The sequence below is a fragment of the Oceanobacter mangrovi genome (assembly GCF_019740315.1).
GTDB lineage: Bacteria > Pseudomonadota > Gammaproteobacteria > Pseudomonadales > Oceanobacteraceae > Oceanobacter > Oceanobacter mangrovi.
In genome coordinates, this window is the sequence record NZ_JAHXZR010000001.1 from 226,622 (window position 1) to 250,143 (window position 23,522).

The window sequence follows — 23,522 nt, forward strand, 5'->3', positions numbered from 1 at the left end:
TATCCTTGCAGGAGAGGTCGTATGACAACCGCGAACCAACATCATCACCAGCCAGCTGGCCAGACCTCGCATCACACCACAGCCACACCGGCCAGGGTCCGCGTCTGGGATCTTGCTACCCGCCTGTTTCACTGGTCACTGGCGAGCTTCTTTTTGATCGCCTGGCTGAGCGCCAAAGAGATCGAGTCCGTTCATGTGATTGCCGGCTACAGCATTGGTGGCCTGCTGCTGTTTCGGCTGATCTGGGGAGTCATCGGCAGTCGCCACGCCCGTTTCAGTGACTTTGTGACCCGTCCGGCGACGCTCAAGCGTTATTTCAGCGATACCCTCAAGGGCCGCTCTGGCCGTTATCTCGGCCACAACCCGGCCGGTGGCGCCATGGTGATTGCACTGCTGTTGTCATTATCGGCAACCGTCTCGCTGGGATTGATCCTGATCGGCGGTGATGGCGACGGCCCACTGGCAGGCATGGCCATCACAGCATTACCGGTTGGGCTGGTGAAAGGTGCCCACGAACTGTTCGCCAATCTGTCGCTGCTGCTGGTCGTCCTGCACCTTGGCGGCGTGCTGTTCAGCAGCCTGCATCACCGGGAAAACCTGGTCCGCGCCATGATTACCGGCCTCAAGCCATCGCGTGCTGGAGATATTGACCATAGCCAGCACACCACAACCCAGCCAGCTCCGGAGCATGCCCATGAAAAACGTTAATCAGGCTCTGATCGCCAGCCTGCTGCTGACAGCACTGGCAACATCAACACCGGCAGCTTCCGCCGCCCAAGCGCAGCCCAAACAGGCCGCCGTCCAGCAAAAACTGGCTGAGTGGCAACAACAGGGGACAACTGAATACTCCGCCAGCCGTGGCGCTGCCCTCTGGCAACAAGACTTTGATGGCCGCTCCTGTCGCAGCTGTCATGGCAGCGACCTCAAGCTCGAAGGTAAACACCAGCGCACCGGCAAAGCGATTGCGCCAATGGCACCGTCGGTCAACCCCAAACGCCTGACCGACACCGCCTTTATCGATAAATGGTTGCTACGTAACTGCAAATGGACCCTGGGGCGCGAATGCAGTCCGCAGGAAAAAGGTGATCTGATCAGCTGGCTGAGCCAGCAATAACCGGGGAATTCGCATGAGTATCAATAAAACGGGCCGCCTGCTGGGGCTGGCTGCCGCATTATCCGTTAGTGCCATTATTGTGCTGGCACTGGCCAGCATGGCTCGTGAAGCCTATGCCAGCGGCTTGTTCAGCAAGCACGAAGACGGCGAACACGAAAAATCTGAATCGAAAGAGCGTTACGAAAAATCCGACCGTCACGGCGGCTATAACCTGGCGTCCGCCGAGCTGTCAGTGGCTTATCAGGAAGAGTGCAGCGCCTGCCATGTGGCCTATCCACCCGCGCTGTTACCGGCCCGCAGCTGGCAACTGACCATGGCGACTCTGGATAACCACTTTGGCGAAGACGCTTCGCTCGACGACACCACCCGCCAGGAAATTACCGACTACCTCACGCGTCATGCTGCGCTCAAAAACAGCCGTTTTATGCTGCGGATCAGTGACGATCGCACTCCCCAGCGCATAACCGAGCTGCCATACTTTGTTCGTAAACACGATGAAGTGCCGCGCCGTATGGTTAATGGCAACCCGGAGGTCAATTCCTTCAGCAACTGTGACGCCTGCCATCGCGATGCCAAACGTGGAGTCTTTAATGAAGATACCGTGGATATTCCTGGCTTTGGCCGCTGGGACGATTAATCCCGCCCTTGCCAACGACGAAATAGACCCGGCTACCATCCGCCAGTGGGTCGAGCAGGGCCGCATTCTGCCCATTGATACCATCCTCTCCAGCCCGGCAATTCGAGGTCGGATTCTGGATGCCGAGGTGGAGTGGGAAGACGACCATCTGGTCTACGAAGTTAAACTGCTGCGTGGTGATGGCCACCGCTGCAAGGTCTATCTGGATGCCGAAACCGGCACCCCGCTGATTCTGGAGCGCCGCCATGAGTGTGGTAATCCACGAGAACGGCGGCCGGACCCCGATAGCTTGCCTCATCACCACAGAGACCACCCACCGCATCCTGAGTTTGAACCACAGCAAGGAGAGTATGAGTGAAACTGTTATTGGTAGAAGATGACCGCCTGATTCATGAAGCTCTGAAGCCCTTGCTGACCCGCGAAGGCTATGCGGTGGAAGTGGCCGAAAACGGCGTAGATGCTGAGTTTCTCGGGCTCGAATGCCCGTTTGACCTGATTATTCTGGACCTCGGCCTGCCCGACAAAAACGGCCTGGAAGTGCTCAAAAGCTGGCGCCAGCAAGGAATGGACACACCCGTGCTGATCCTGACTGCTCGCGACGCCTGGCATGAGCGGGTCGATGGCCTCAAGGCCGGTGCCGACGATTACCTTGGCAAGCCCTTCTATTCGGAAGAACTGCTGGCCCGGCTGCAAGCCATCAGTCGCCGCGGCGCAGGCCACGCCAGCAATCAGCTGAGCTGGAACGGTGTCAGTCTGGATATCGACAGTCAGCGCGCCAACACCCGTGACGGTCGTGAAATCGAGCTGACCGCGATTGAATTCCGACTGCTGCGGGCACTGATGCAGGAACCCCGTCAGGTGCACTCCAAAACCAGTCTCAGCGAACGCATGTACGAAGAAGAGCAGCTGCGCGACAGCAATGTGATTGAGGTGTACATCAACCGCCTGCGCCAGCACTTCGGCAAGGACTATATCGAAACCCGCCGTGGCCAGGGCTACCGGCTGCGCGATGGCGAGTCACTGGCTTCATGAGTTCACTGAAACGCCAGCTGTCGCAACGGCTACTGCTGGCGCTGCTGTTGATGCTTGGCAGCGGAGTGGTATTGCTCGACATCGGCATTCGCCACCTGACCTTCGACTTTGTCAACGCCCGCCTGCAACATGATGCCGACAACCTGATCAGTGCACTGGAATTGCAAAACGATCAATGGCAGTTACCTTCCGAGCGTCAGGCAGCGGTCTATCGACGGGTTCATTCCGGCCACTACTTTGTAGTCGAGGCACCACAGCAGGAAATCAGCAGTCGCTCGTTGTGGGATATTCACGTCAAGCCTCCAGAGCTTGCTGCCGGTGCCAGCCAGGACGGCATGCTCGAACCAGGCCTAGATAGCCCGTTATTGGGTGAAGTCGGGGTGCCCGACGAACAAAGCTGGCACTGGTACGCCAGTGGTGTGGTGATTGAGGATCAGGCCATTACCGTGTGGGTGGCCGAAGATGTAACGCCCCTGAAGCAGGCGGTGCATACCATTCGTTATCAGGCGCTGGTGTTTGTGGTGCTGGCGCTGGTGCTGTTGATGCTGTGGCAATTGGCCGTATTGCAGCGCGGTTTCGACCGCCTCAGGCCTATCCAGCAACAGTTACGCCAGCTGCGCTTTGGTGAAGCCTTGCCCGACACCAGTGCACCGGACGAAATCCGGCCGTTACTGGATGAAATCCGCCGCTTGTTACAACAGCTGGAGAAACGCGTCAGCCGTTCTCGCAATGCCCTCGGCAATCTTGCCCACGATATGAAACGGCCAGTGCAGCAATTACAGCTGTTGGCTGCCAACCTGCCTGAGCAAGCCGGTCAGGAACAACGTCAGGCGCTGACCCGGCTGCAACAACTGGTCGAACGGGAGTTAAAACGGGCTCGTATTGTTGGAGTGTCTTCACCGGGTCGCCACTTTGTGCTGGCCGACGAACTGCTGCCACTGATTCAGGTGCTCGAACGTATTTACCCCCATTGCCAGATCAGCCCGCATTTCCCTGCCGACGGCGTCCTGCCACAGGACCGTGATGACTTGCTGGAACTGGTTGGTAACCTGCTGGATAACGCCTGTAAGTATGGCAACGGCAAGGTCAGCGCTGAATTTGAACGCTTGTCAGACAGCTGGCAAATTCGGATCAGCGACAACGGCAGCGGCATCGAGCAACACCGTCGCGAAGCGCTGTTACAACGGGGCGCACGACTGGATGAACACCGTAATATAGAAGGCAGTGGTCTGGGCCTGGCGATTTGCCAGGATATTGTCGACAGCTATGGTGGCAACCTGCAACTGACCAGCGGTTTGGCAGGTGGTCTGGCGGTGCTGATCTGTTTACCAGATCAGCCCGCGACAGACTGAGTCAGAAACGCAATCAGGCCTGGCGCTTGACCAGGGTTTTCTTCTTCAGATGGATCAGAATCTGGCTGATCGCTGCCGGAGTAATGCCCTGAATCCGTGAGGCCACGCCAAGCGTCTGTGGCTGTTGCTGCTGCAGCTTCTGCTTCACTTCGTTCGACAGACCACCAATCTGGCTGTAGTCGAGATCGGCTGGCAGCAGGGTGTTTTCATAACGGCGCAGCTGTTCGATATCTTCCAGTTGACGGGCGATATAACCGTCGTACTTGGCCTGGATTTCAACCTGCTCGGCCACCCGTTCATCAATCGCTTCTGCATCGCCCTTGAGGCTGGCAACCTGCTGGTAGTTCAGGCCCGGACGCTTGAGCAGGTCGTGAAGGTTGTATTCACGAGTGATCGGCGCTTCACCCAGTGCTTCCAACGCACTGGCAGCATCGGTATTGGGCTGAATCCAGCTGGTTTTCAGGCGCTGGGATTCCAGCTCAATGGCTTCGCGCTTCTGACAGAAAGCTGCCCAGCGCTCATCATCGACAATGCCCAGCTCACGACCGATCTCGGTCAAGCGCAGGTCGGCGTTGTCTTCCCGTAGCACCAGCCGGTATTCGGCACGGCTGGTGAACATCCGGTACGGTTCCTTGGTGCCCATGGTGATCAGGTCATCCACCAGCACGCCAATATAGGACTGGTCACGCCGCGGTACCCAGACGTCTTTTTCGAGCGCCCGCAAGGCGGCATTCAAACCGGCCAGCAAGCCCTGTGCACCGGCTTCTTCATAACCCGTGGTGCCGTTGATCTGACCGGCAAAAAACAGGTTATTGATACAGCGGGTTTCCAGCGAATGCTTGAGCTGCTGCGGATCGAAGAAGTCGTATTCGATGGCGTAGCCCGGGCGGGTGATGTGAGCGTTTTCAAAGCCACGGATCGAGTGGATGTAATCCAGCTGCACATCAAACGGCAGACTGGTGGAAATACCATTCGGATACAGCTCGTTGCTGGTCAGACCTTCCGGCTCAACAAATACCTGATGGCTGTCCTTGTCGGCAAAACGCATCACCTTGTCTTCTATCGACGGGCAATAACGTGGACCAACCCCTTCAATCACACCGGCATACATCGGTGAACGACCGAGGTTGGCGCGAATAATATCGTGGGTTTTTTCGTTGGTGTGTGTGATGTAACAGCACACCTGTTCAGGGTGTTCTGCTACTGAGCCCATAAAGGACATCACTGGCAGCGGGGCATCACCGTGCTGTTCCTGCATCACCGAAAAATCGACGCTGCGACGATCGATGCGTGCCGGCGTACCGGTTTTCAGACGACCTACCTCAAACGGCATTTCCCGCAGTCGCTGCGCCAACGCAATCGACGGCACATCGCCGGCACGACCACCGGCGTGGTTTTCCATACCAATATGGATCTTGCCACCGAGGAAGGTACCCGCCGTCAGCACCACCGAGGTGGCGAAGATTTTCATGTTGGTGTTGGTGACCACACCGCAAACCGTTGCGCCGACGCCATCACCGTCCAGCATCAGGTCATCACAGGCCGCCTGGAAAATATCCAGGTTAGGCTGGTTTTCAACGATCTTGCGAATCGCCGCACGGTACAACTGGCGGTCAGCCTGGGCTCGGGTTGCCCGCACCGCTGGCCCCTTGCGGCTGTTAAGGATGCGGAACTGGATACCGGCTCTGTCAGTAGCATGCGCCATCGCACCACCGAGGGCATCAATCTCCTTCACCAGATGGCTTTTGCCAATACCACCAATCGCCGGGTTACAGGACATCACGCCGACGGTATCCGTGTTATGCGTCAGCAACAGGGTCTTGCTCCCCGTACGCGCCGCAGCCAGAGCCGCTTCGGTACCGGCATGACCACCGCCAACCACAATCACGTCATATCGAACGGGATATTCCACAACTACCTCACCAACACTACTTAGAGAAAAGGGCGCGGAGTATAGCAACTCCCCATGCCCCAAGACAGATGCCTGTACAATTTTTAGGCAATAAGATTATTCACACCCCTGAATCACTGTTTTACAGCTGTTGAAAATCTTATCCACAGGCCGCTTCGTTTTTAATTTTTCCTTTAAATATCAGCAACTTGAGCTGTTAACAAAATCGATAAAAAGAATTTTTTTATTACCGGGGTCAATTTCAAAAAATCGGGTTGTCACCAGAATTTACCACTGTACAACAAGGATTTAACACACGTTTCAACAGACTTATTCACAGCCTGAAACGGTTATTTCAGCGCCATCAGCGCTGGAAAATCATGTAGTAGAGCAGTGCACTCTTGCGCAGGAAGAACTCCAACTCGCCATCGGTCGTAATGGTGGCGTAACCGCTGACACTGGTGTCGTTGTAGTCATCGCAGTTCTTGCGCTCGGTAATGCTGACGTCGTAGAGGTTGTACTGCTTGTCCATCGGCGCGATGTAGCCACTGAAGGTACAGCCCGCCACAGAGGAAGAAACCGCCTTCATACTGGCACGCGAACCCAGGCTGGTGATGTAGAGAGAATAGTCTCCGGCAGTCCATTCCCCTTCGACCAGGCTGACAGCGGAATTGGTATCCCAGGTGCCGTCATCAGTGAGGTAGAAGCTGCCAGCAGTACTGTCATTTTCGTAGTCACCCACCAGGGTGTCGGAGGTGGTTGTGGTGGTGAACACCAGGCCATCAAGGCTGTAGTCAACCGCAGTACCATCAGCCAGATAGTGCAGCGCGGTGGTATCCGAAGCGGTAATGGCATAACCGGTTAATGACATGCTGACGGTCTGGTTGCTCTGGCTGAGCTTGACGGTGCCGTAATAGCCCTGGGTTTCATCCAGACCGTAAACGGTGCCCTGATAGATCATCAGGCGGATGTCGGTGGCCTGATCCAGCTGACCATCCCAGAAACCGTTCAGCGAGAGGGTCTCGGTACTGACGGTTTCGCCTTGCTCGTTGGTCACCGAATTGTTGTCGTCGACGGAAATACAGCCTGCAAGAGAGGCTATACCGATTAAAAGTGCTAGCGTACGCATGGTTAAAGCTCCGAATATCGATTCTTTAACCATAGCAAGGGCTGTCAAAACTGCTTCTTATGCAGGATTCGCACTTCAAATATGCGCCTTATAACTTTGATTCAGAATGTTCGATTTTTCACCAAATACTCGGATCAGCCCATTCTCATAACTCCTAACAACCGATAGACTCTGCTTAAATTCTGCACAGGGAGTTGACTCATGAGCGATACCAGAGACCACCTGAAGTCCATTGCAACCGATCAGATTTGTGCCAAAAACCTAGCTGCTGCCAGTTTCCGTGAAATGGGCAAAGAGGCTGGTATCAAATCAAGTTCGGTGCATTACCACTTCAAAAGCCGCGATGCCTTGTTACTTGAACTGATCAAGGACTATCAGAAAGATTTTTTTGCCATGCTCGATGAGCGGGCAGAAGAGGCCACTGGTAAACAGCGGCTGATTGTACTTTGCGAAGTCTTCACCGAGTTTTTCACCAAGGACCGCCAGTGTATGGCGCAGGCCTACTCCTCCGGCAGCCATGAACTGACGCCAGACAGCATGACCGCCACCCGTGATTTCTACGAAGCCCTGTATGAGTGGGTACTGGAATCACTCACGACCACCCGCTTCCTTGCAGTTAGCCGCGATGCGCTGGCCCGTGTCGTGGTTTCAGCCATTCAGGGGGCCCTGGTGGCCGACCGTGTGCGTGACGATGCCATTAACCTGGCCTCGGTACAGGACTGGCTCAGCAGCCTGTAATTATCCGCAACAGCACAGATGGCCAGCCTGACTACCTCAAGGCGGCCATCTGGCTTTAGATAGCGTCAAGAAAGTTCGTTTGGCGAACAAATCGGGTGAAAAACAGGCAATCTGGACTTTGGCAATGGCGCTAGAATTAGCCCATACAAACGACCAAAAACTGCCAGAGCAACCACCAGCCATGACCATTCGAGCAATCCTGCCAAGCCCAACCAACAGCTCTCGACCGAGCAGCATTCCTGCCGATCACGACCGCGATGAAGAGTCCTGTTTCGTCCGCTCCGGTAACTGATTAGTCGCTTTTCAGCCAGCCAACTCATCCAGCAGCAGGCCAACCAGATCTGCCGCGCCAACTTGCCGGGTACGGCCAGCCCCCTGGCCCGCCCAGTGGGCAGCGAAGCCAGTCAAACCTGCTTTTGCAGCGGCACTGGTCAGTTGTTTGGTAGCGTCGTAGGTGAGCGGATAGGCCGGTAGCTGCGGGCAGTTATCCGCATCGCAGTAACGAATATACCGATTGACGATGCCCCGCGCCGGACGGCCCGACAGTACCGGCGTCAAACGGGTATCCGCGCCTTCTGCTGCTGCCAGTTGTTGGCGATATTCCGCATTGGCCGCGCTTTCCGGGCAAAGAATAAAGGCTGTGCCGAGTTGAGCCGCGCTGGCACCCAGTTCCAGCATGGCGCGAATATCTTTGCCATCCATCAAACCACCAGCTGCAATAACCGGCAGCTTGAGTTCAGCAACCAGCAGTTGCACCAGTTGGGCAGTCGTTAGCTGCTCATCGTCAGCCTGCGGGTCAAAAATGCCGCGATGACCACCCGCTTCGATGCCCTGGGCAATCACAGCGTTGATTCCGGCCCGCTTGATCAGCCGTGCTTCCGCCAGGCTGGTTGCCGACGCCAGGGTATAGATCCCGGCGGCCTGCAATGCTGCCAGCTGGGCCGGGGTTGGCAGGCCAAAGTGAAAACTCACCACAGCGGGTTGTTCTTCCAGCAGCATGGCCAGAATCGCGTCATCAGCGATAAAAGTGGAGTAGATTTCTGTTAGCTCAACAGGCAACTTTGCCTGTAAATCCTCGAACAGCGGTGCCAGAAAGGCTAGCCACTGTGCTTCCACCCCAACATCCCGCTGCGGCAGCTGATGACAGAAAACGTTGACGTTGAAAGGCTTGCTGGTCAGTTGCCGGGTTTGCTGAATCATCTGTCGGGCCTGCGCCACTGAACTGGCACCAAGCCCCAGCGAACCCAGCCCACCGGCGTTGCAAACCGCCGCCGCCAACTCAGGTGTTGCGACACCGGCCATGGGTGCCTGGATCAGCGGCTGAATACCAAAACGGCGGGTAAACTCATTGAATTCAGTCATCTCGCGTCCTTGTAAGTACTTGCTAACAGGTTCGTATTATTATTGGTTTTACTGCTACTTACCGATACAGAAGCTGCCAAAAATCTCGCCCAGCAAATCGTCAGCACTGAATTCACCGGTGATTTCTCCCAGCGCCTTCTGCGCCGCCCGCAGATCTTCCGCCAGCAGTTCACCGGCACCGAGGCCCAATAACTGCTGCAAACCGTTGTCCAGCGCATCTGAGGCCCGTCTGAGGGCATCAATATGGCGACGACGGGCAAGGAAACCGCCTTCGGAAGCCCCTTCGTAGCCCATCACGTCCTTGAGGTGCTGGCGCAGCTGCTGCACGCCGTCCTGCGAACGGGCCGACAGTGTCAGGGTAGGGTAGCCGTCACGCTGACCAAAACCGACGCTTTCACCACTGAGATCAGCCTTGTTGCGGACCACCGTAATACGGCCACTCTGCAGCAATTCATCGGTTTGGTGGCGCAGGCCGCTTTCGTCGTAGAGGGCATGTAACAGCTGCTGCGGCTCGGTTTCATTGCTGCTGCTGTCGATCATCAACAGCACCCGATCAGCGCGGCGGATTTCGTCCCAGGCCCGCTGAATCCCGATGCGTTCAACTTCGTCCGGAGCATCACGTAAACCCGCGGTGTCGATGATGTGCAGCGGCATGCCATCGATATGGATATGTTCTTTCAGCACGTCGCGGGTGGTACCGGCAATATCGGTAACAATCGCCCGTTCCTGACCAGCGAGGGCGTTCAGTAGTGAGGACTTACCAGCGTTGGGGCGCCCGGCAATTACCACGTTCATGCCTTCACGCAAAATGGTGCCCTGATTCGCCGCTTGCAGCACTTCTGCCAGCGCCTGGCGGGTGTCCTGCAGCATGGCTTCAACCTTGCCATCGGAGAGAAAGTCGATTTCCTCTTCCGGAAAATCAATCGCGGCTTCAACAAAAATCCGCAGCTGCACCAGTGCATCCAGCAGTTCTTGCACACGTTTGGAGAACTCTCCCTGTAACGACCGCAAGGCGCAGCGGGCTGCCTGTTCAGAGGCGGAGTCAATCAGGTCAGCAATGGCTTCAGCCTGGGTCAGGTCCATCTTGTCATTGAGGAACGCCCGTTCGGAAAACTCACCCGGGCGTGCGAGTCGGGCTCCCAGCGCGACCACTTCTTTCAGCAACAGATCCAATACCACCGGGCCGCCGTGGCCCTGCAGTTCAAATACATCTTCACCGGTAAAAGAATTGGGACCGGGGAAGAACAATGCGATGCCCTGGTCCAGTACCGTGCCGTCGGTGGCGGTAAAAGGCCCGTAATGGGCGAAACGCGGTTTCAGGCTCTTGCCAACCAGCTGCTCACCCATCGCCTGTGCCTGCGGGCCAGACAGACGAATAATGCCGACGCCGCCGCGTCCGGTGGCCGTGGCAATGGCGGCAATGGTGTCCTGGTGAATGGCTTCGATCATGAAAACTACCTGACTGGAAATCGATGTTGGCGCTAAACAAGGGCCAATGTAGGGGGCTGACGGGCTGGATGCAACCCGCCAGAAGCAGATGGCCAATAGCAAAAACGGGAGCCAGTGGCTCCCGTTGGATCAGTCGAACAAGGCCTTATTTAGCCTTTTCGATCTGTTTGGTGATCACGTACTGCTGGCTGATGGAGAGTACGTTGTTACATACCCAGTACAGTACCAGACCAGCCGGGAACCACAGGAAGAAGATGGTGAATACAATCGGCATGAATTGCATCACACGGGCCTGCATCGGGTCTGGCGGCGTTGGATTCAGCTTCATCTGCAGGAACATGGAGGCCCCCATGATCAGCGGCAGAATGAAGTATGGATCCATCACTGACATATCCTTGATCCACAGTGCAAACGGTGCCTGACGCAGTTCAATTGACTCCATCAGTACCCAGTACAGTGAGATAAACACTGGCATCTGGATCAGGATCGGCAAACAGCCACCGAGCGGGTTGATCTTCTTATCGCGGTACAGCTTCATCATTTCCTGACCCAGCTTCTCGCGGTTATCGCCGTATTTCTCCTTGATCGCCTGCATTTCAGGCGCCACCTTGCGCATGTTGGCCATTGAACGGTAGCTCATGGCAGACGGGTAGAAGAACAGCAGCTTGACGCAGAAAGTCAGCAGGATGATCGCCACACCCCAGTTGCCGACCAGACCATGGAAGAAGGTCAACACATGGAACAGCGGCTGGGCAATGAACCACAACCAGCCGTAGTCGACGGTCAGATTCAGGTTTTCAGCGATTTCACCCAGGCGATCCTGGTCTTTTGGACCAACATACAGCTTGGCACCGGTCTCGGCGGTCTCACCGGCAGCAACGGTGAATGGCTGATCAAAGAAACCAAAAATGTAGTTACCGCGAACAAAACGACCGTTATAGGTATGGCTGGCATCCGGGTTTGGAATCCAGGCAGCAAGGAAATAATGCTGCAGAATCGCCGCCCAGCCACCTTCCTGAACAGACTTGTATGGCTTGTCTTCGAGGTCGCTGAACTTGATTTTCTCGTAGCGGTTTTCACTGGTGGTCAACGCCGCGCCGAGGTAGGAGCTCATACCCATCGAGCTTTGTTTGGAAGGATCCGCAGAACCATCACGCTTGAGCTGGGCATAGAACACACCAGACCAGTCAGAATCCGAGGTGTTGTGCACCCGGTAGCTGATATCAAACAGGTATTCACCCCGTTTGAAGGTGAAAATCTTCTCGACAATCGCCTTGTCAGTCTGGGTGGTCAGTACAACTTGCAGCTGATCCTGATCTGGCAGCATCTGGTAGCTGGTCTGCTCGGAAGCAAACAGCGCGGCACCATTGGTGTCGGTACCATCACGGCCAACCAGGCCACTCTGGGCTACGTACAGACGACGGGAGTTGTTCTCCAGCAGTGCTGACGGAGTTTCCGGGTGATCAACAGAAATCGGGAAAGCCGGCAACAGTACCTGGGTGATTTCACCACCACGAGGATTGATGCTGACAGTCAGTACGTCAGTGCTGACTTCAATGGTTTGACCAGTTGCAGCTGGCAGACTGTCGCTTGGCAGACCGGCAGCAGTGACGGCGGGTTGATCAAGGTGTTGGCTGGCGGCGTCGGATACCGGCGCATCAGTCGACTGGACCTGTTGTTCACTAACCGGCAGGTTGGCGTCAGCCTTGTGCCCGTAGTCATTGTTCCAGTTGATGAAGAGAAAATAACTCGAAATGGCCAGGCCAATATAAATAACCGTACGGCGGATATCCATGTTCAGGGTTTCCGTTGACAGCAGTTGGAAGAGGAATCTTGGGGATCTGGATCAGGCACCATATCGACGCCGTGCTCACCCCATGGATGGCATTTACAAAGACGTTTGACGGTCAGGGAACCACCTTTCAGGGCACCATGCTTCTGAATTGCTTCAACAGCATAGGCTGAACAGGTTGGGTAAAAACGACAGCGGGCAGGCAGCAGGGGACTAATCGCATAGCGATAGAAAGCAATCAGCTGTAACAGGCATCGCGCTGGAAAACTAGCGCTTTCGAAACTGCTTTTTGCTACCAGCTTTGCCATGGATAGGTCGCTTCAGTCTGAACCAGAGGGCGTCAATCATCTCACGTAATTGGCGGTTGTCCAGTTCGGTAACTCCCGACCTGGCCAATATCACGTAGTCACGTGACTCCAGTTTGTGCTGATGATGGCGAAAGGATTCGCGAATCAGTCGTTTAACGCGATTGCGATCAACCGCGTGCTTGATCTGTTTTTTTGCCAGCACAAAACCCAGCCGAGACTGGTGTTGTGAATTGGCACTAGCCAGTACAAGCAGTTGAGGAGTGCTCCCGCGCAATTCAGTGTTATCGAACACCCGCTTGAATTCTGCCGGTTTCAGTAACCTGACTTCACGGCCAAAACCATATTGGGTCATTCGATAACCTGTGTCGGGAGCATCAACTCAATCAGGCAGACAGACTCTGACGGCCTTTTGCACGACGACGTGCCAGAACCTGACGGCCATTCTTGGTAGCCATACGGGCACGGAAGCCGTGAGTACGCTTGCGCTTCAGAACGCTTGGTTGAAATGTACGTTTCATAGTCGGATACCCGGTTAATGATTTGGGGTCAATTTTTTAAGGGCGGCAATTCTATGAAAATTCCTCTCCAAAGGCAATGGCGGAATTATGATCAATTTTGGTGACCGATTTGGCCCGGAATGACCAGTTAGTACTGTACAAGAATGCTTGTCTGAAAAGGGAAAGGATTGCTGTTGTTGTTATTTCTAGATGCTGGCAAAGCTGTGGATTGTTAATTCAAGCTTTTGAATTAACAGAAATTTTTTTTTGAATAACCTTGTCATTTTGCAGTGTTGAAGATGGTATTAAGCTGACCGGAAAGGGTGCACAGGATGCTGGCTTTTCCAACTGGTCAAATGCCGCCGCGAAAATCTGTGGAGAAAATATTTTTTTGCGCCCCGGTTTTCCACAGTTACTGAAGTGCGGGTTTGAATTCTACATGAAAATTTGAGTTTCCTCTGATTAACCTGTGGATAAGCCGAATCCCTTTGGCTAAACTAGCCGGCCGATAGATTTTGATGTGTTGAGGTGTGTGTGACGGCGTTGTGGGAAGAGTGTTTGCGGTATCTGGAGCATGAATTACCTACCCAGCAATACAACACCTGGATCCGCCCCTTGATTGCGTCTGAGAATAATCAGCGCATGGTACTGAGTGCGCCGAACCGGTTCGTCAAGGACTGGGTGAAGGACAAGTACCTCGGCCGCATTCAGGAAATTCTTTCCGAGCTGAATGGTGGCCGTCTGACTCACGTTGATCTGACAGTGGGTGAATCACAGCCGATGTTCCGCGCGCCACAATCACTGGCAACGCCACCGGCGTCTCCGCCACCGGCGCCGCTGCGTGAATCCTCCAGCTTTGCCGAAACCCGCGCCCGCGCTGAAGATGATGAATTGCCGCAGGATGAGTTCCAGGCGGTGGTGAACGCGGAACCGGTGCCGGCAGCACAGCCAAAACCGGCGCGTCGCGAAGTACAGGTAGAAGGTGGTCTGAAGCACCGTTCCTTCCTGAACCCTGCCTTTACCTTCAAAACCTTTGTTGAGGGCAAGTCGAACCAGCTGGCTCATGCTGCCGCCCGCCAGGTCGCGGAAAATGCCGGTGGCTCCTACAACCCTCTATTTATATATGGTGGTGTTGGTCTCGGTAAGACGCACTTGATGCACGCCGTGGGCAACTTCCTGCAGAGCAAGAATCCCAACGCCAAGGTGTTGTATGTGCATTCCGAACGCTTTGTGCAGGACATGGTAAAAGCGCTGCAGCTCAACGCGATTAACGAATTCAAGCGTTTCTATCGTGGTCTGGACGCCTTGCTGATCGACGATATCCAGTTTTTTGCCGGCAAGGAGCGTTCACAGGAAGAATTCTTCCATACCTTTAACGCCTTGCTGGAAGGCGGTCAGCAGATGATTCTGACCTGTGACCGCTATCCAAAAGAAATCAACGGCCTCGAAGAACGTCTGAAAAGCCGTTTCGGCTGGGGTCTGACGGTGGGTGTTGAACCACCGGAGCTGGAAACCCGCGTCGCCATTCTTATGAAAAAAGCCGAGCAGAGCGGTATCGACCTGCCTGACGATGCGGCTTTCTTTGTTGCCCAGCGTATTCGCTCCAACGTTCGCGAACTGGAAGGCGCGCTCAAACGGGTGATTGCCAGTGCCCAGTTCACCGGCAGCAAGATCGATTTGCCTTTTATTAAAGAATCCCTCAAGGACCTGCTGGCGTTGCAGGAGCGACAGGTGAGCATCGATAATATTCAGCGTACCGTGGCTGAGTATTACAAAATCAAGATCTCTGATTTATCATCTAAGCGCCGAACCCGCTCCATTGCCCGTCCACGCCAGGTGGCGATGGCGTTGAGCAAGGAGTTGACCAACCACAGCCTGCCGGAAATCGGTGAGGCGTTTGGTGGCCGGGATCACACCACTGTGTTGCATGCCTGTCGTAAAGTTAAAGAGTTGCAACAAACCAACGCAGACGTGCTTGAAGATTACAAGAACCTGCTGCGTTCACTGACAACCTAGGACCTGAGTGGAGAACCATGAAATTCGTAATCTCTAGGGAAGCATTGCTACGCCCCCTGCAACTGGTAGCGGGTGTTGTTGAAAAACGACAAACCCTGCCGGTGCTCTCCAATGTTTTGTTGGAAGTGCGTGGACAACAGCTGTCTCTGACAGGTACCGACCTCGAAGTAGAATTGATTGGTCGGGTTACCCTGGATGAGGTTGGGGTTGAAGGTGAAGTTACCGTTCCGGGCAAAAAACTGATGGATATCTGCCGTTCCCTGCAGGATGGCAGCCAGATTGAAATTGCCCTTGAGGATCAACGAGTTAACGTTCGTTCAGGTCGCTCCCGTTTTACCCTGTCCTCACTGCCAGCGACCGAATTCCCGAACATCGAATCCGTCGGCGAAGAACAGCAATTTGCCATGCCGCAGCAGGTGCTGCGTCGTGTCATCGACCGTACCAGCTTTGCCATGGCACAGCAGGACGTGCGTTATTACCTCAACGGTATGCTGTTTGAAGTGGGTGCTGACTCACTGCGTACTGTCTCGACGGACGGCCACCGGTTGGCGACCTGTTGTGTCGACATTTCCGGCCCGCAAGACGGCAGCCAGATCATTGTGCCACGCAAGGGCGTGCTGGAACTGGCCAAGCTGCTGACCGAAGGCGAAAACAGCGTCACCCTGTCGATCAGTAACAACCACCTGCGCGCGCAGACCGAAAACTTCACCTTCACCTCCAAACTGGTGGACGGCAAGTTCCCGGACTACACCCGTGTTATTCCGAAAAACGGCTCCAACGTGCTGTTGGCGGAGCGTCAGGAACTGCGTCAGGTATTCCAGCGCACGGCGATTCTGTCGAACGAGAAGTACCGCGGCGTCCGCCTGGTGCTTGGTCCGGACCTGCTGAAAGTGTTCGCCAACAACCCGGAGCAGGAAGAAGCGGAAGAATCACTGGCAGTCAGCTATGACGGCAGTGGTCTGGAAATGGGCTTTAACGTTTCCTATCTGCAAGACGTGATGTCAGTGCTGAACACCGAACAGGTCAAGATGACACTGTCCGATGCCAACAGCAGTGCCTTGCTGGAAGAACCGGAAGGTGGTGATTCCCTCTACGTCGTTATGCCAATGCGTCTGTAGTAGCCCGGTTTTCTCTGTATGCCGATCCGGCAATTGTCAGTCAGTGGTGTCAGGAATCTTGCACCACTGGAGCTGACAGCTCACCCCAGCGTGAATTTCATTTACGGTGATAACGGCAGTGGCAAAAGCTCACTGCTGGAAGCCATCGCCTTGCTGTCGACCGGGAAATCTTTCCGGTCCAATCAGATTCGCCAGTTGATCAACCATGACGCCGACCGCCTTGAGCTCAGTTGTGTGCTGGAAGACCCGCAGGCGGCTGATGGCGACAAGGAGCTCTACAGTTTACGGCTGAAAAACGGCGACGTGTTATTCCGTCTGAATGGCTCGGTATTAACCTCGCAAGCTGAGGTGGCCACCAATCTGCCGGTACAGGTGATTGAACCCAATACCTTCCGGCTGCTGGTTGGTTCGCCGGAAGACCGGCGGCAGTTTCTCGACTGGGGCGTATTTCATGTTGAGCCCGGTTTTATCGAAGAATGGCGCATCTTCAAAAAAGTGCTGAAGCAACGCAACAGCGTGCTGAAACAAAAAGAAGAAAGCTGGCTCGATGCCTGGGACAGTGGCTTCGTTGAAGCCAGCGAAAAGATTCACCAATACCGTATCCAGTATCTCGAGCAGTTCGTGCCTTGCTTTGAAGAAACATTGCAGGCACTGGACCCGAATATTGCGGTGCGATTGCATTATTACCCGGGCTGGGAACGGGATTCCCGACTGGAAGAAGTGCTTGAGCGACAGCGCGAACGCGATCTGCAACTGGGTTACACCCAGGCTGGTCCGCACCGTGCCGAGTTGCGAATCCGGGTTGATAAGCTGCCTGCCGCCGATGTGTTGTCGCGTGGCCAGCAAAAAACCGTGGTCGCAGCCCTCAAGCTGACACAAGGCATTTTATTCAAACAGCATTGCGGTACCGCACCGATTTATCTGGTGGATGATCTCGCCTCAGAGCTGGATTCCGGCCATCGTTTGGCTTTATGCAAACTGCTGGAAGATTTAAAATGTCAGGTCTTTATTACAAGTATCGAAAAGCAGCAGCTGATGGATAGCTGGACCCCGCAGGACTACAAAGTGTTTCACGTGGAACGCGGCGAGATCCGGGAAGAACCCATCACTGACCCTTCTGCCTGATACCCTTGCCAGGTCTTGTTACCTGGCAGTTTTGTTTAAGAGGAACACCGAATGAGTGAGCAGAATTACGATTCGTCCAGTATTAAGGTACTGAAAGGCCTGGATGCTGTACGCAAGCGCCCGGGTATGTACATCGGTGATACTGACGATGGCACTGGTCTGCACCACATGGTGTTCGAGGTGGTCGACAACTCCATCGATGAAGCGCTGGCGGGTCACTGTGATCAGGTCGACGTGGTTATCCACGAAGACAACTCGGTTTCGGTATCTGACAACGGTCGTGGTATTCCGACCGAGCTGCACCCGGAAGAGGGTGTGTCAGCGGCAGAAGTGATCCTGACCGTGCTGCACGCCGGTGGTAAGTTCGACGATAACTCCTACAAGGTTTCCGGTGGTTTGCACGGTGTGGGCGTGTCGGTGGTGAACGCACTATCAGAAAAGCTCAAGCTGACCATCCGTCGTCAGGGCAAAGTGTTCGAGCAGGAATACACCCACGGTGTACCGGATTACCCGCTCAAGGAAGTCGGCGTTACCGAAGGCAAGGGCACCACAGTACGTTTCCTGCCATCGAAAGAAACCTTCACCAAAACCATTTTCAGTTACGACTACTTGGCCAAGCGTCTGCGTGAACTGTCGTTCCTGAACTCCGGTGTACGCATTCACCTGAAAGACGAACGTGTGGCTGACAAGGAAGACCTGTTCCACTTTGAAGGTGGCTTGGGTGCCTTTGTTAAGTACCTCAACGAAGGTAAAACCGCCGTCAACGACGTCTTCCACTTCAACATCGAACGCGAAGACGGTATCGGTGTGGAAGTGGCAATGCAGTGGAATGACAGCTTCCAGGAAAACATTCACTGCTATACCAACAACATTCCACAGCGTGACGGTGGTACTCACCTGGCCGGTTTCCGTGCTGCGTTGACCCGTGCGCTCAATACCTACATTACCCAGGAAGGCCTGGATAAGAAGAACAAGGTCGCCACCACCGGTGACGACGCCCGTGAAGGTCTGACTGCCATCATTTCCGTCAAGGTGCCGGATCCCAAGTTCAGCTCCCAGACCAAAGACAAGCTGGTATCCAGTGAAGTAAAAACAGCGGTTGAGCAGGAAATGGGCCGGCTGTTCTCGGATTACCTGCTGGAAAATCCACAGCAGGCCAAAGACCTGGTCGGCAAGATGATCGATGCTGCCCGCGCTCGTGAAGCGGCTCGTAAAGCCCGTGAAATGACCCGTCGTAAAGGCGCACTGGACATTGCTGGCCTGCCAGGCAAACTGGCTGACTGTCAGGAAAAAGACCCGGCCTTGTCTGAAGTGTACCTGGTGGAAGGTGACTCCGCCGGTGGCTCGGCCAAGCAAGGTCGTGACCGGCGCACCCAGGCAATCCTGCCGCTGAAAGGCAAGATCCTTAACGTTGAAAAAGCCCGCTTCGACAAGATGCTGTCCTCGGCGGAAGTTGGCACCCTGATTACCGCACTGGGTTGTGGTATCGGCCGTGAAGAATTCAACCCGGACAAACTGCGTTACCACTCCATCATCATCATGACGGATGCGGACGTCGACGGTGCGCACATTCGTACGCTGCTGTTGACCTTCTTCTTCCGTCAGATGCCGGAAATCATCGAACGTGGTCACGTCTATATTGCCCAGCCGCCGCTGTACAAGATCAAGCGTGGCAAGCAGGAACAGTACATCAAGGACGAGAATGCGTTAGAAGAATACCTGACGCACGTTGCATTGGAGAAAGCAGCGTTGTATCCGTCTACTGACGTACCAGCGATTACTGACGAAGCTTTCGCTGAACTGGTGGCTGAATACCGTACTGCGCAGGAAACCATCCAGCGTCTGTCTAACGTGTATCCAGGTACAGTTCTGCACCAGATGCTGAGCCTGCCTGTGGTTGATGCCAGCCATCTGTCAGACCAGGCGTTTGTGAACGAGTGGTGTGCCAGCCTGATCGCTGCCTTGCCAGACGCCGGTCGCAGCGGTAGTCATTTCCAGGTGGAACCGATACGTGACGAAGAACGTGGCACCTACAAGGTGGTCGTTACCGTTGTGACTCACGGCCTGGAAAAGGAATTCGTGCTCGACAAGGAATTCTTCGAAGGGTCTGGTTACCGCAAGCTGGCGTCCATGGCCAAAAAGCTGGCGGATACCCTGGAGGCAGATGCCTACATCCAGCGTGGCGAACGGGTGTTCCCGATCACTGATTTCTGGGATGCGGTTCAGTGGCTGCTGAGTGAAGCCAAACGCGGTTTCACCATTCAGCGCTACAAAGGTCTGGGTGAAATGAACCCGGATCAGTTGTGGGAAACCACCATGGATCCAAACAGTCGCCGCATGCTGCGCGTTTGTATCGAAGATGCGATTGCTGCCGACAAGATGTTCACAACCCTGATGGGTGATGAAGTTGAACCGCGTCGGGCCTTTATTGAGTCCAACGCCCTGAACGTAGCGAACCTAGATTTCTGATCCGGGCCGCATCAACAAGCCTCCGCAGTACATTGCTCCGGAGGCTTTTTTATTGATGGCAAAGATGTCATCCGGCTCTGGTATTGACCCTGTTAATCCCTTGGCCGAAAAAGATGTCCACCAAGTTATCCACAGATTTTTGGGCGTCTGGTTTCACGTGAAACATGGCTCTGGTTAACAGTCCATGTCCTTAAAGATGGCTGCCAATGCAGGGTAGGGCAGCTACAATGTGCACCACTATTGGCCGGTCTCAGCGCAGCGATATATGGCTTATGCACCGGAGAAACATCGACAACCATGCCGACAGGAATGAGTCATGATTATTAAACCAAAAGTTCGCGGTTTTATGTGCGTTACAACCCACCCAACCGGTTGTGAAGCAAACGTCAAAGAGCAAATCGATTTCATCAAGGCCCAGGGCAAAATCGACATGCCCAAGCGTGTGCTGGTGATCGGTTCATCCACCGGTTACGGTCTGGCTGCTCGTATTGCTGCGGCTTTTGGTGCAGGCGCTGACACTCTGGGTGTGTTCTTCGAAAAAGAAGGCACCGAGAAGAAAGCCGGCACCGCAGGTTGGTACAACTCCGCGGCTTTTCACAAGTTCGCGGAAGCGGAAGGGCTGTACGCCAAAAGCATCAACGGCGATGCTTTCACCGACGAACTGAAAGCCAAGGTTATCGACACCATCAAGCAAGACATGGGTCAGGTTGATCTGGTGATTTATTCACTGGCTGCACCGCGTCGTACTCACCCGAAAACCGGTGTGGTGTACAACTCTACCCTGAAGCCAATCGGTAAAGATGTAACCCTGCTGGGCATCAATACCGACAAGGAAGAAATTCAGGAATTCACTCTGACTGCTGCGTCTGAAGAAGACATCAGCAATACTGTTGCGGTCATGGGTGGCGAAGACTGGCAGATGTGGATCGACGCATTGGACGAAGCCGGTGTACTGGCTGACGGCGCCAAGACTTCAGCCTTCACCTACCTGGGTGATGACGTAACCCGCGACATCTACTGGGGCGGCACCATCGGTCAGGCCAAACAGGACCTCGACAAAAAGGTTCTGGATATCCGCGCAAAGCTGGCCGCCAAAGGTGGCGATGCTCGCGTAGCGGTTTTAAAAGCCGTTGTGACCCAGGCATCTTCTGCGATTCCAATCATGCCACTGTACCTGTCCCTGCTGTTCAAGGTGATGAAGGAAGAAGGCACTCACGAAGGCTGTATCGAACAGCTGTACCGTCTGTACGCTGAGTGCCTGTACAGCGACAGCCCTCGTCTGGACGAAGAAGGCCGCGCCCGTGTTGACGAGCTGGAACTGAAACCTGAAGTCCAGCAAGCTGTTGAAGCAGCTTGGGACAAGATCACCACAGAAACCATCAAAACCGACACCGACTTCGCGGGCTACAAGGCTGAGTTCCTGCGCCTGTTTGGCTTTGGTATCGACGGTGTTGATTACGAAGCCGATGTGAATCCGGTTGTTGAAATCAAAGGTATGGTGGATTAATTCGTTAATCACCCATCTTTAATATTCGGGTGTTTCACGTGAAACACCCTGGATTCTAAAACGCCAGCTCATTTCATTGAGCTGGCGTTTTTGTTTGTGGGGTTTGACTCTGGTTTTATCTTTGAGGCGGCTTTGTTGGGCGTGGCCCAACTTACATGGCGGCTTGCAGGGCCGAAGTTATTCGCGAACATAGATAACAGGTTCCACGTGGAACATGTAATTGTAGGATGGGCCATGCCCATCGATGGATGACTTGGATAGATAGAGGGTAGCGGCACAGCAGAGAAAAAGGCGTATGCTGTGTTTCACGTGGAACAGGTTTGCTGATTCAACCCGCAAACTCAGCAGGAGAGCAGGGATGTCCGATACCAATCAAACCCCGTCATATGACTGGACTGCTTGGGAGCAGGAATCAATCTGGAATGGCAAGGAAACCCTCAGCGCCGACAAACTGGATCGGTCGCGCTACGCCGAATTCCTCACCAACTACCTCAATACCGCAGGCCAGCGCGACGGTGGCTATGTGATGAATCTAAACGCCGAGTGGGGCGCTGGCAAAACCTGGTTCCTCAAACGCTGGTGTGAAACCCTCAAGCCCTACCATCCGGTTGCCTATATTGATGCCTGGAAGAATGACTTCTCGGATGATCCGCTGCTGACTGTGATTGATGGTGTGATAGAGGCACTCAGGAATAACCCCAATGTCAGAGCTCTGGATTATGAAAGCCGTTTATTTTCCAAACTCAAATTATTCGGAAAAGCAGCAGCAGAGACGTTATTGAATGAGAGAGGTCTTGGTTCTTTTCAGGAGCTGCTGGGATTACACCGGGAGAAAGCCCAGGACATAGAAACGTCTCGCAAGGTTATTTCCCAGTGGCTTGAAGACGTTACCGAAGGGCCTAATCGGGGCAACTATCGCAAGCCGATGTATGTCTTTATCGACGAGTTGGATCGTTGTCGCCCGACCTATGCGATAGAGCTGCTGGAAACGGTAAAGCATCTGTTCGAGTTGCAGAACATAGTCTTTGTGATTGCTACCAATACGGATCAGCTGCAGCACTCGATCAAGGCGGTGTATGGAGAAGGGTTTGATGCTAATCGGTATTTGAATCGCTTCTTTCATCGAAGACACTCTCTGAAAATTCCAGAATTATTGGAATACATCTCAGGGCATCAGTCCTTCAGGAGGTTTTCAGTTTGGCTTCTAACGGTTGCAGAGGGCGGAATTTCTACGACAGAAGGTGGATTGGCTAATTTTCTCTGCGGTATTGCTGAATGTTCCGATTTTGACTTGCGAACAACTAGCCAGTGGCTGGAGCAAATAGAATCTATCTACGCGACCAAAAGCAATAGAGATGATTTTTATTGGGGCGTCGTTGCATTGTTGCTTTCGATGAGGCTTCAAAACTCGGAGTTCTATTACATAGAACTGGGGCTGGTCAGTTCGTCTAAATACTTAACTAATGCCGAGTACTCAAAGTTGCAGTCCGAGTCCTTTCTAAAAGCACGTCCGCGGAATATACCGTCAGTTGCAAGACGTTTTTCCCTCTCTGTATCTACCAGGTGTTTAGAACGATCAGATTGTGAGGAGACTACTAATGCTTCAAAAAGAATCAGTGTCCCTATCGATACAGTCGATACCCTAGAGTGTGATGTCATCATAGACTCTAGCTGGACTTCTAGAGCTTTTCTTTCAAAGCTACGAAGCACTAATAAGGCTCAGATTTATCATAAATTCTGGGACGGAAGTGAGCCAGGCGAAGAAGAAGGATTTCTATTGGCTTTTTTCCACTGTGCTTCTGTAAATAGTGAGATTGAATTCCGGGATTATTTGGATCTCGTAGAAATGGGAGCTTGTCTTGGGGAGTGATTCACTGATGTATTACGCCTTCGGCTAATACATCCTACTTCCGACACCCGACACCCGACACCCGACACCCGACACCCGACACCCGACACCCGACACCCGACACCCGACACCCGACA

At 54.1% G+C, this 23,522-nt stretch carries 22 protein-coding genes; 14 read left to right on the forward strand and 8 right to left on the reverse strand.

Going from position 1 to position 23,522, the window contains the following annotated elements:
• Window positions 1-21: 21 nt before the first annotated feature.
• From K6123_RS00995 to K6123_RS01020, 6 genes are read left to right on the forward strand one after another with little or no spacing between them, the layout of a single operon-like run.
• Window positions 22-708 carry a cytochrome b/b6 domain-containing protein gene (locus tag K6123_RS00995; RefSeq protein WP_221793234.1) on the forward strand — a complete coding sequence of 229 codons (687 nt, stop codon included), beginning with the start codon at window positions 22-24 and terminating at the stop codon, window positions 706-708.
• A complete protein-coding gene (locus K6123_RS01000; protein WP_221793236.1) occupies window positions 695-1,114 on the forward strand; it encodes a DUF1924 domain-containing protein in 420 nt (139 codons plus the stop codon). Before K6123_RS00995 ends, K6123_RS01000 begins: the two co-directional genes overlap by 14 nt.
• A gap of 13 nt (window positions 1,115-1,127) precedes the next feature.
• Window positions 1,128-1,751: a diheme cytochrome c gene (locus tag K6123_RS01005; protein ID WP_221793238.1), complete on the forward strand. Its 624-nt coding sequence runs from the start codon at window positions 1,128-1,130 to the stop codon at window positions 1,749-1,751.
• Window positions 1,705-2,109 carry a PepSY domain-containing protein gene (locus tag K6123_RS01010; RefSeq protein ID WP_221793239.1) on the forward strand — a complete coding sequence of 135 codons (405 nt, stop codon included), beginning with the start codon at window positions 1,705-1,707 and terminating at the stop codon, window positions 2,107-2,109. Before K6123_RS01005 ends, K6123_RS01010 begins: the two co-directional genes overlap by 47 nt.
• Window positions 2,106-2,783 carry a response regulator transcription factor gene (locus tag K6123_RS01015; RefSeq protein WP_221793241.1) on the forward strand — a complete coding sequence of 226 codons (678 nt, stop codon included), beginning with the start codon at window positions 2,106-2,108 and terminating at the stop codon, window positions 2,781-2,783. The genes K6123_RS01010 and K6123_RS01015 overlap by 4 nt, the downstream gene beginning before the upstream one ends.
• Window positions 2,780-4,135: a sensor histidine kinase gene (locus K6123_RS01020; protein ID WP_221793243.1), complete on the forward strand. Its 1,356-nt coding sequence runs from the start codon at window positions 2,780-2,782 to the stop codon at window positions 4,133-4,135. Before K6123_RS01015 ends, K6123_RS01020 begins: the two co-directional genes overlap by 4 nt.
• A 13-nt stretch (window positions 4,136-4,148) precedes the next feature.
• On the opposite strand, the gene mnmG is transcribed toward K6123_RS01020, so the two are convergent.
• Both mnmG and K6123_RS01030 read right to left on the reverse strand, forming a co-directional pair.
• Entirely contained in the window at window positions 4,149-6,047 is a 1,899-nt protein-coding gene (gene mnmG / locus K6123_RS01025; RefSeq protein WP_221793245.1) for a tRNA uridine-5-carboxymethylaminomethyl(34) synthesis enzyme MnmG, read from the reverse strand.
• A 343-nt stretch (window positions 6,048-6,390) separates the two neighbouring features.
• Complete coding sequence (locus K6123_RS01030; protein WP_221793247.1) at window positions 6,391-7,155, reverse strand: hypothetical protein; 765 nt, start codon at window positions 7,153-7,155, stop codon at window positions 6,391-6,393.
• A gap of 201 nt (window positions 7,156-7,356) precedes the next feature.
• On the opposite strand from K6123_RS01030, the gene K6123_RS01035 reads away from it, so the two are divergent.
• Together K6123_RS01035 and K6123_RS01040 are read left to right on the forward strand one after the other, a co-directional pair.
• The gene (locus K6123_RS01035) at window positions 7,357-7,893 is read left to right on the forward strand and encodes a TetR/AcrR family transcriptional regulator (protein WP_221793249.1); all 537 of its coding nucleotides are present in this window, start codon (window positions 7,357-7,359) and stop codon (window positions 7,891-7,893) included.
• Window positions 7,894-8,017: 124 nt separating this feature from the next.
• Window positions 8,018-8,185: a hypothetical protein gene (locus K6123_RS01040; RefSeq protein ID WP_221793251.1), complete on the forward strand. Its 168-nt coding sequence runs from the start codon at window positions 8,018-8,020 to the stop codon at window positions 8,183-8,185.
• An 11-nt stretch (window positions 8,186-8,196) separates the two neighbouring features.
• Here the strand turns inward: K6123_RS01040 and K6123_RS01045 are convergent, their stop codons facing one another.
• The 6 genes from K6123_RS01045 to rpmH all read right to left on the reverse strand — a co-directional run bounded on the left by K6123_RS01045 (window position 8,197) and on the right by rpmH (window position 13,322).
• Window positions 8,197-9,255, reverse strand: a complete 1,059-nt coding sequence (locus K6123_RS01045; protein ID WP_221793253.1) for an NAD(P)H-dependent flavin oxidoreductase — start codon at window positions 9,253-9,255, stop codon at window positions 8,197-8,199.
• 54 nt (window positions 9,256-9,309) lie between these two features.
• The gene (gene mnmE / locus K6123_RS01050) at window positions 9,310-10,704 is read right to left on the reverse strand and encodes a tRNA uridine-5-carboxymethylaminomethyl(34) synthesis GTPase MnmE (RefSeq protein ID WP_221793255.1); all 1,395 of its coding nucleotides are present in this window, start codon (window positions 10,702-10,704) and stop codon (window positions 9,310-9,312) included.
• 145 nt (window positions 10,705-10,849) lie between these two features.
• Window positions 10,850-12,499 (reverse strand): membrane protein insertase YidC, encoded by a 1,650-nt coding sequence (gene yidC, locus K6123_RS01055; protein ID WP_221793256.1) that lies wholly within the window; start codon window positions 12,497-12,499, stop codon window positions 10,850-10,852.
• A gap of 2 nt (window positions 12,500-12,501) precedes the next feature.
• Window positions 12,502-12,804: a membrane protein insertion efficiency factor YidD gene (gene yidD / locus K6123_RS01060; RefSeq protein WP_221793258.1), complete on the reverse strand. Its 303-nt coding sequence runs from the start codon at window positions 12,802-12,804 to the stop codon at window positions 12,502-12,504.
• On the reverse strand, window positions 12,764-13,156 hold the full coding sequence (gene rnpA, locus K6123_RS01065) for a ribonuclease P protein component (protein WP_221793260.1): 393 nt from the start codon (window positions 13,154-13,156) through the stop codon (window positions 12,764-12,766). The genes yidD and rnpA overlap by 41 nt, the downstream gene beginning before the upstream one ends.
• 31 nt (window positions 13,157-13,187) lie before the next feature.
• Window positions 13,188-13,322: a 50S ribosomal protein L34 gene (gene rpmH, locus K6123_RS01070; protein WP_221793262.1), complete on the reverse strand. Its 135-nt coding sequence runs from the start codon at window positions 13,320-13,322 to the stop codon at window positions 13,188-13,190.
• A 513-nt stretch (window positions 13,323-13,835) separates the two neighbouring features.
• On the opposite strand from rpmH, the gene dnaA reads away from it, so the two are divergent.
• The 6 genes from dnaA (at window position 13,836) to K6123_RS01100 (ending at window position 23,406) form a co-directional block, all read left to right on the forward strand.
• Entirely contained in the window at window positions 13,836-15,317 is a 1,482-nt protein-coding gene (dnaA, locus tag K6123_RS01075) for a chromosomal replication initiator protein DnaA (protein WP_221793264.1), read from the forward strand.
• A gap of 17 nt (window positions 15,318-15,334) precedes the next feature.
• Window positions 15,335-16,435: a DNA polymerase III subunit beta gene (gene dnaN / locus K6123_RS01080; RefSeq protein WP_221793266.1), complete on the forward strand. Its 1,101-nt coding sequence runs from the start codon at window positions 15,335-15,337 to the stop codon at window positions 16,433-16,435.
• Between the two features lie 18 nt (window positions 16,436-16,453).
• On the forward strand, window positions 16,454-17,560 hold the full coding sequence (gene recF, locus K6123_RS01085; protein ID WP_221793268.1) for a DNA replication/repair protein RecF: 1,107 nt from the start codon (window positions 16,454-16,456) through the stop codon (window positions 17,558-17,560).
• Between the two features lie 51 nt (window positions 17,561-17,611).
• Window positions 17,612-20,029, forward strand: a complete 2,418-nt coding sequence (gene gyrB, locus K6123_RS01090; protein WP_221793270.1) for a DNA topoisomerase (ATP-hydrolyzing) subunit B — start codon at window positions 17,612-17,614, stop codon at window positions 20,027-20,029.
• 316 nt (window positions 20,030-20,345) lie between these two features.
• Window positions 20,346-21,536 carry an enoyl-ACP reductase FabV gene (fabV, locus tag K6123_RS01095; protein ID WP_221793272.1) on the forward strand — a complete coding sequence of 397 codons (1,191 nt, stop codon included), beginning with the start codon at window positions 20,346-20,348 and terminating at the stop codon, window positions 21,534-21,536.
• Window positions 21,537-21,894: 358 nt separating this feature from the next.
• Window positions 21,895-23,406 carry a KAP family P-loop NTPase fold protein gene (locus K6123_RS01100; protein ID WP_221793274.1) on the forward strand — a complete coding sequence of 504 codons (1,512 nt, stop codon included), beginning with the start codon at window positions 21,895-21,897 and terminating at the stop codon, window positions 23,404-23,406.
• Window positions 23,407-23,522: the final 116 nt, after the last annotated feature.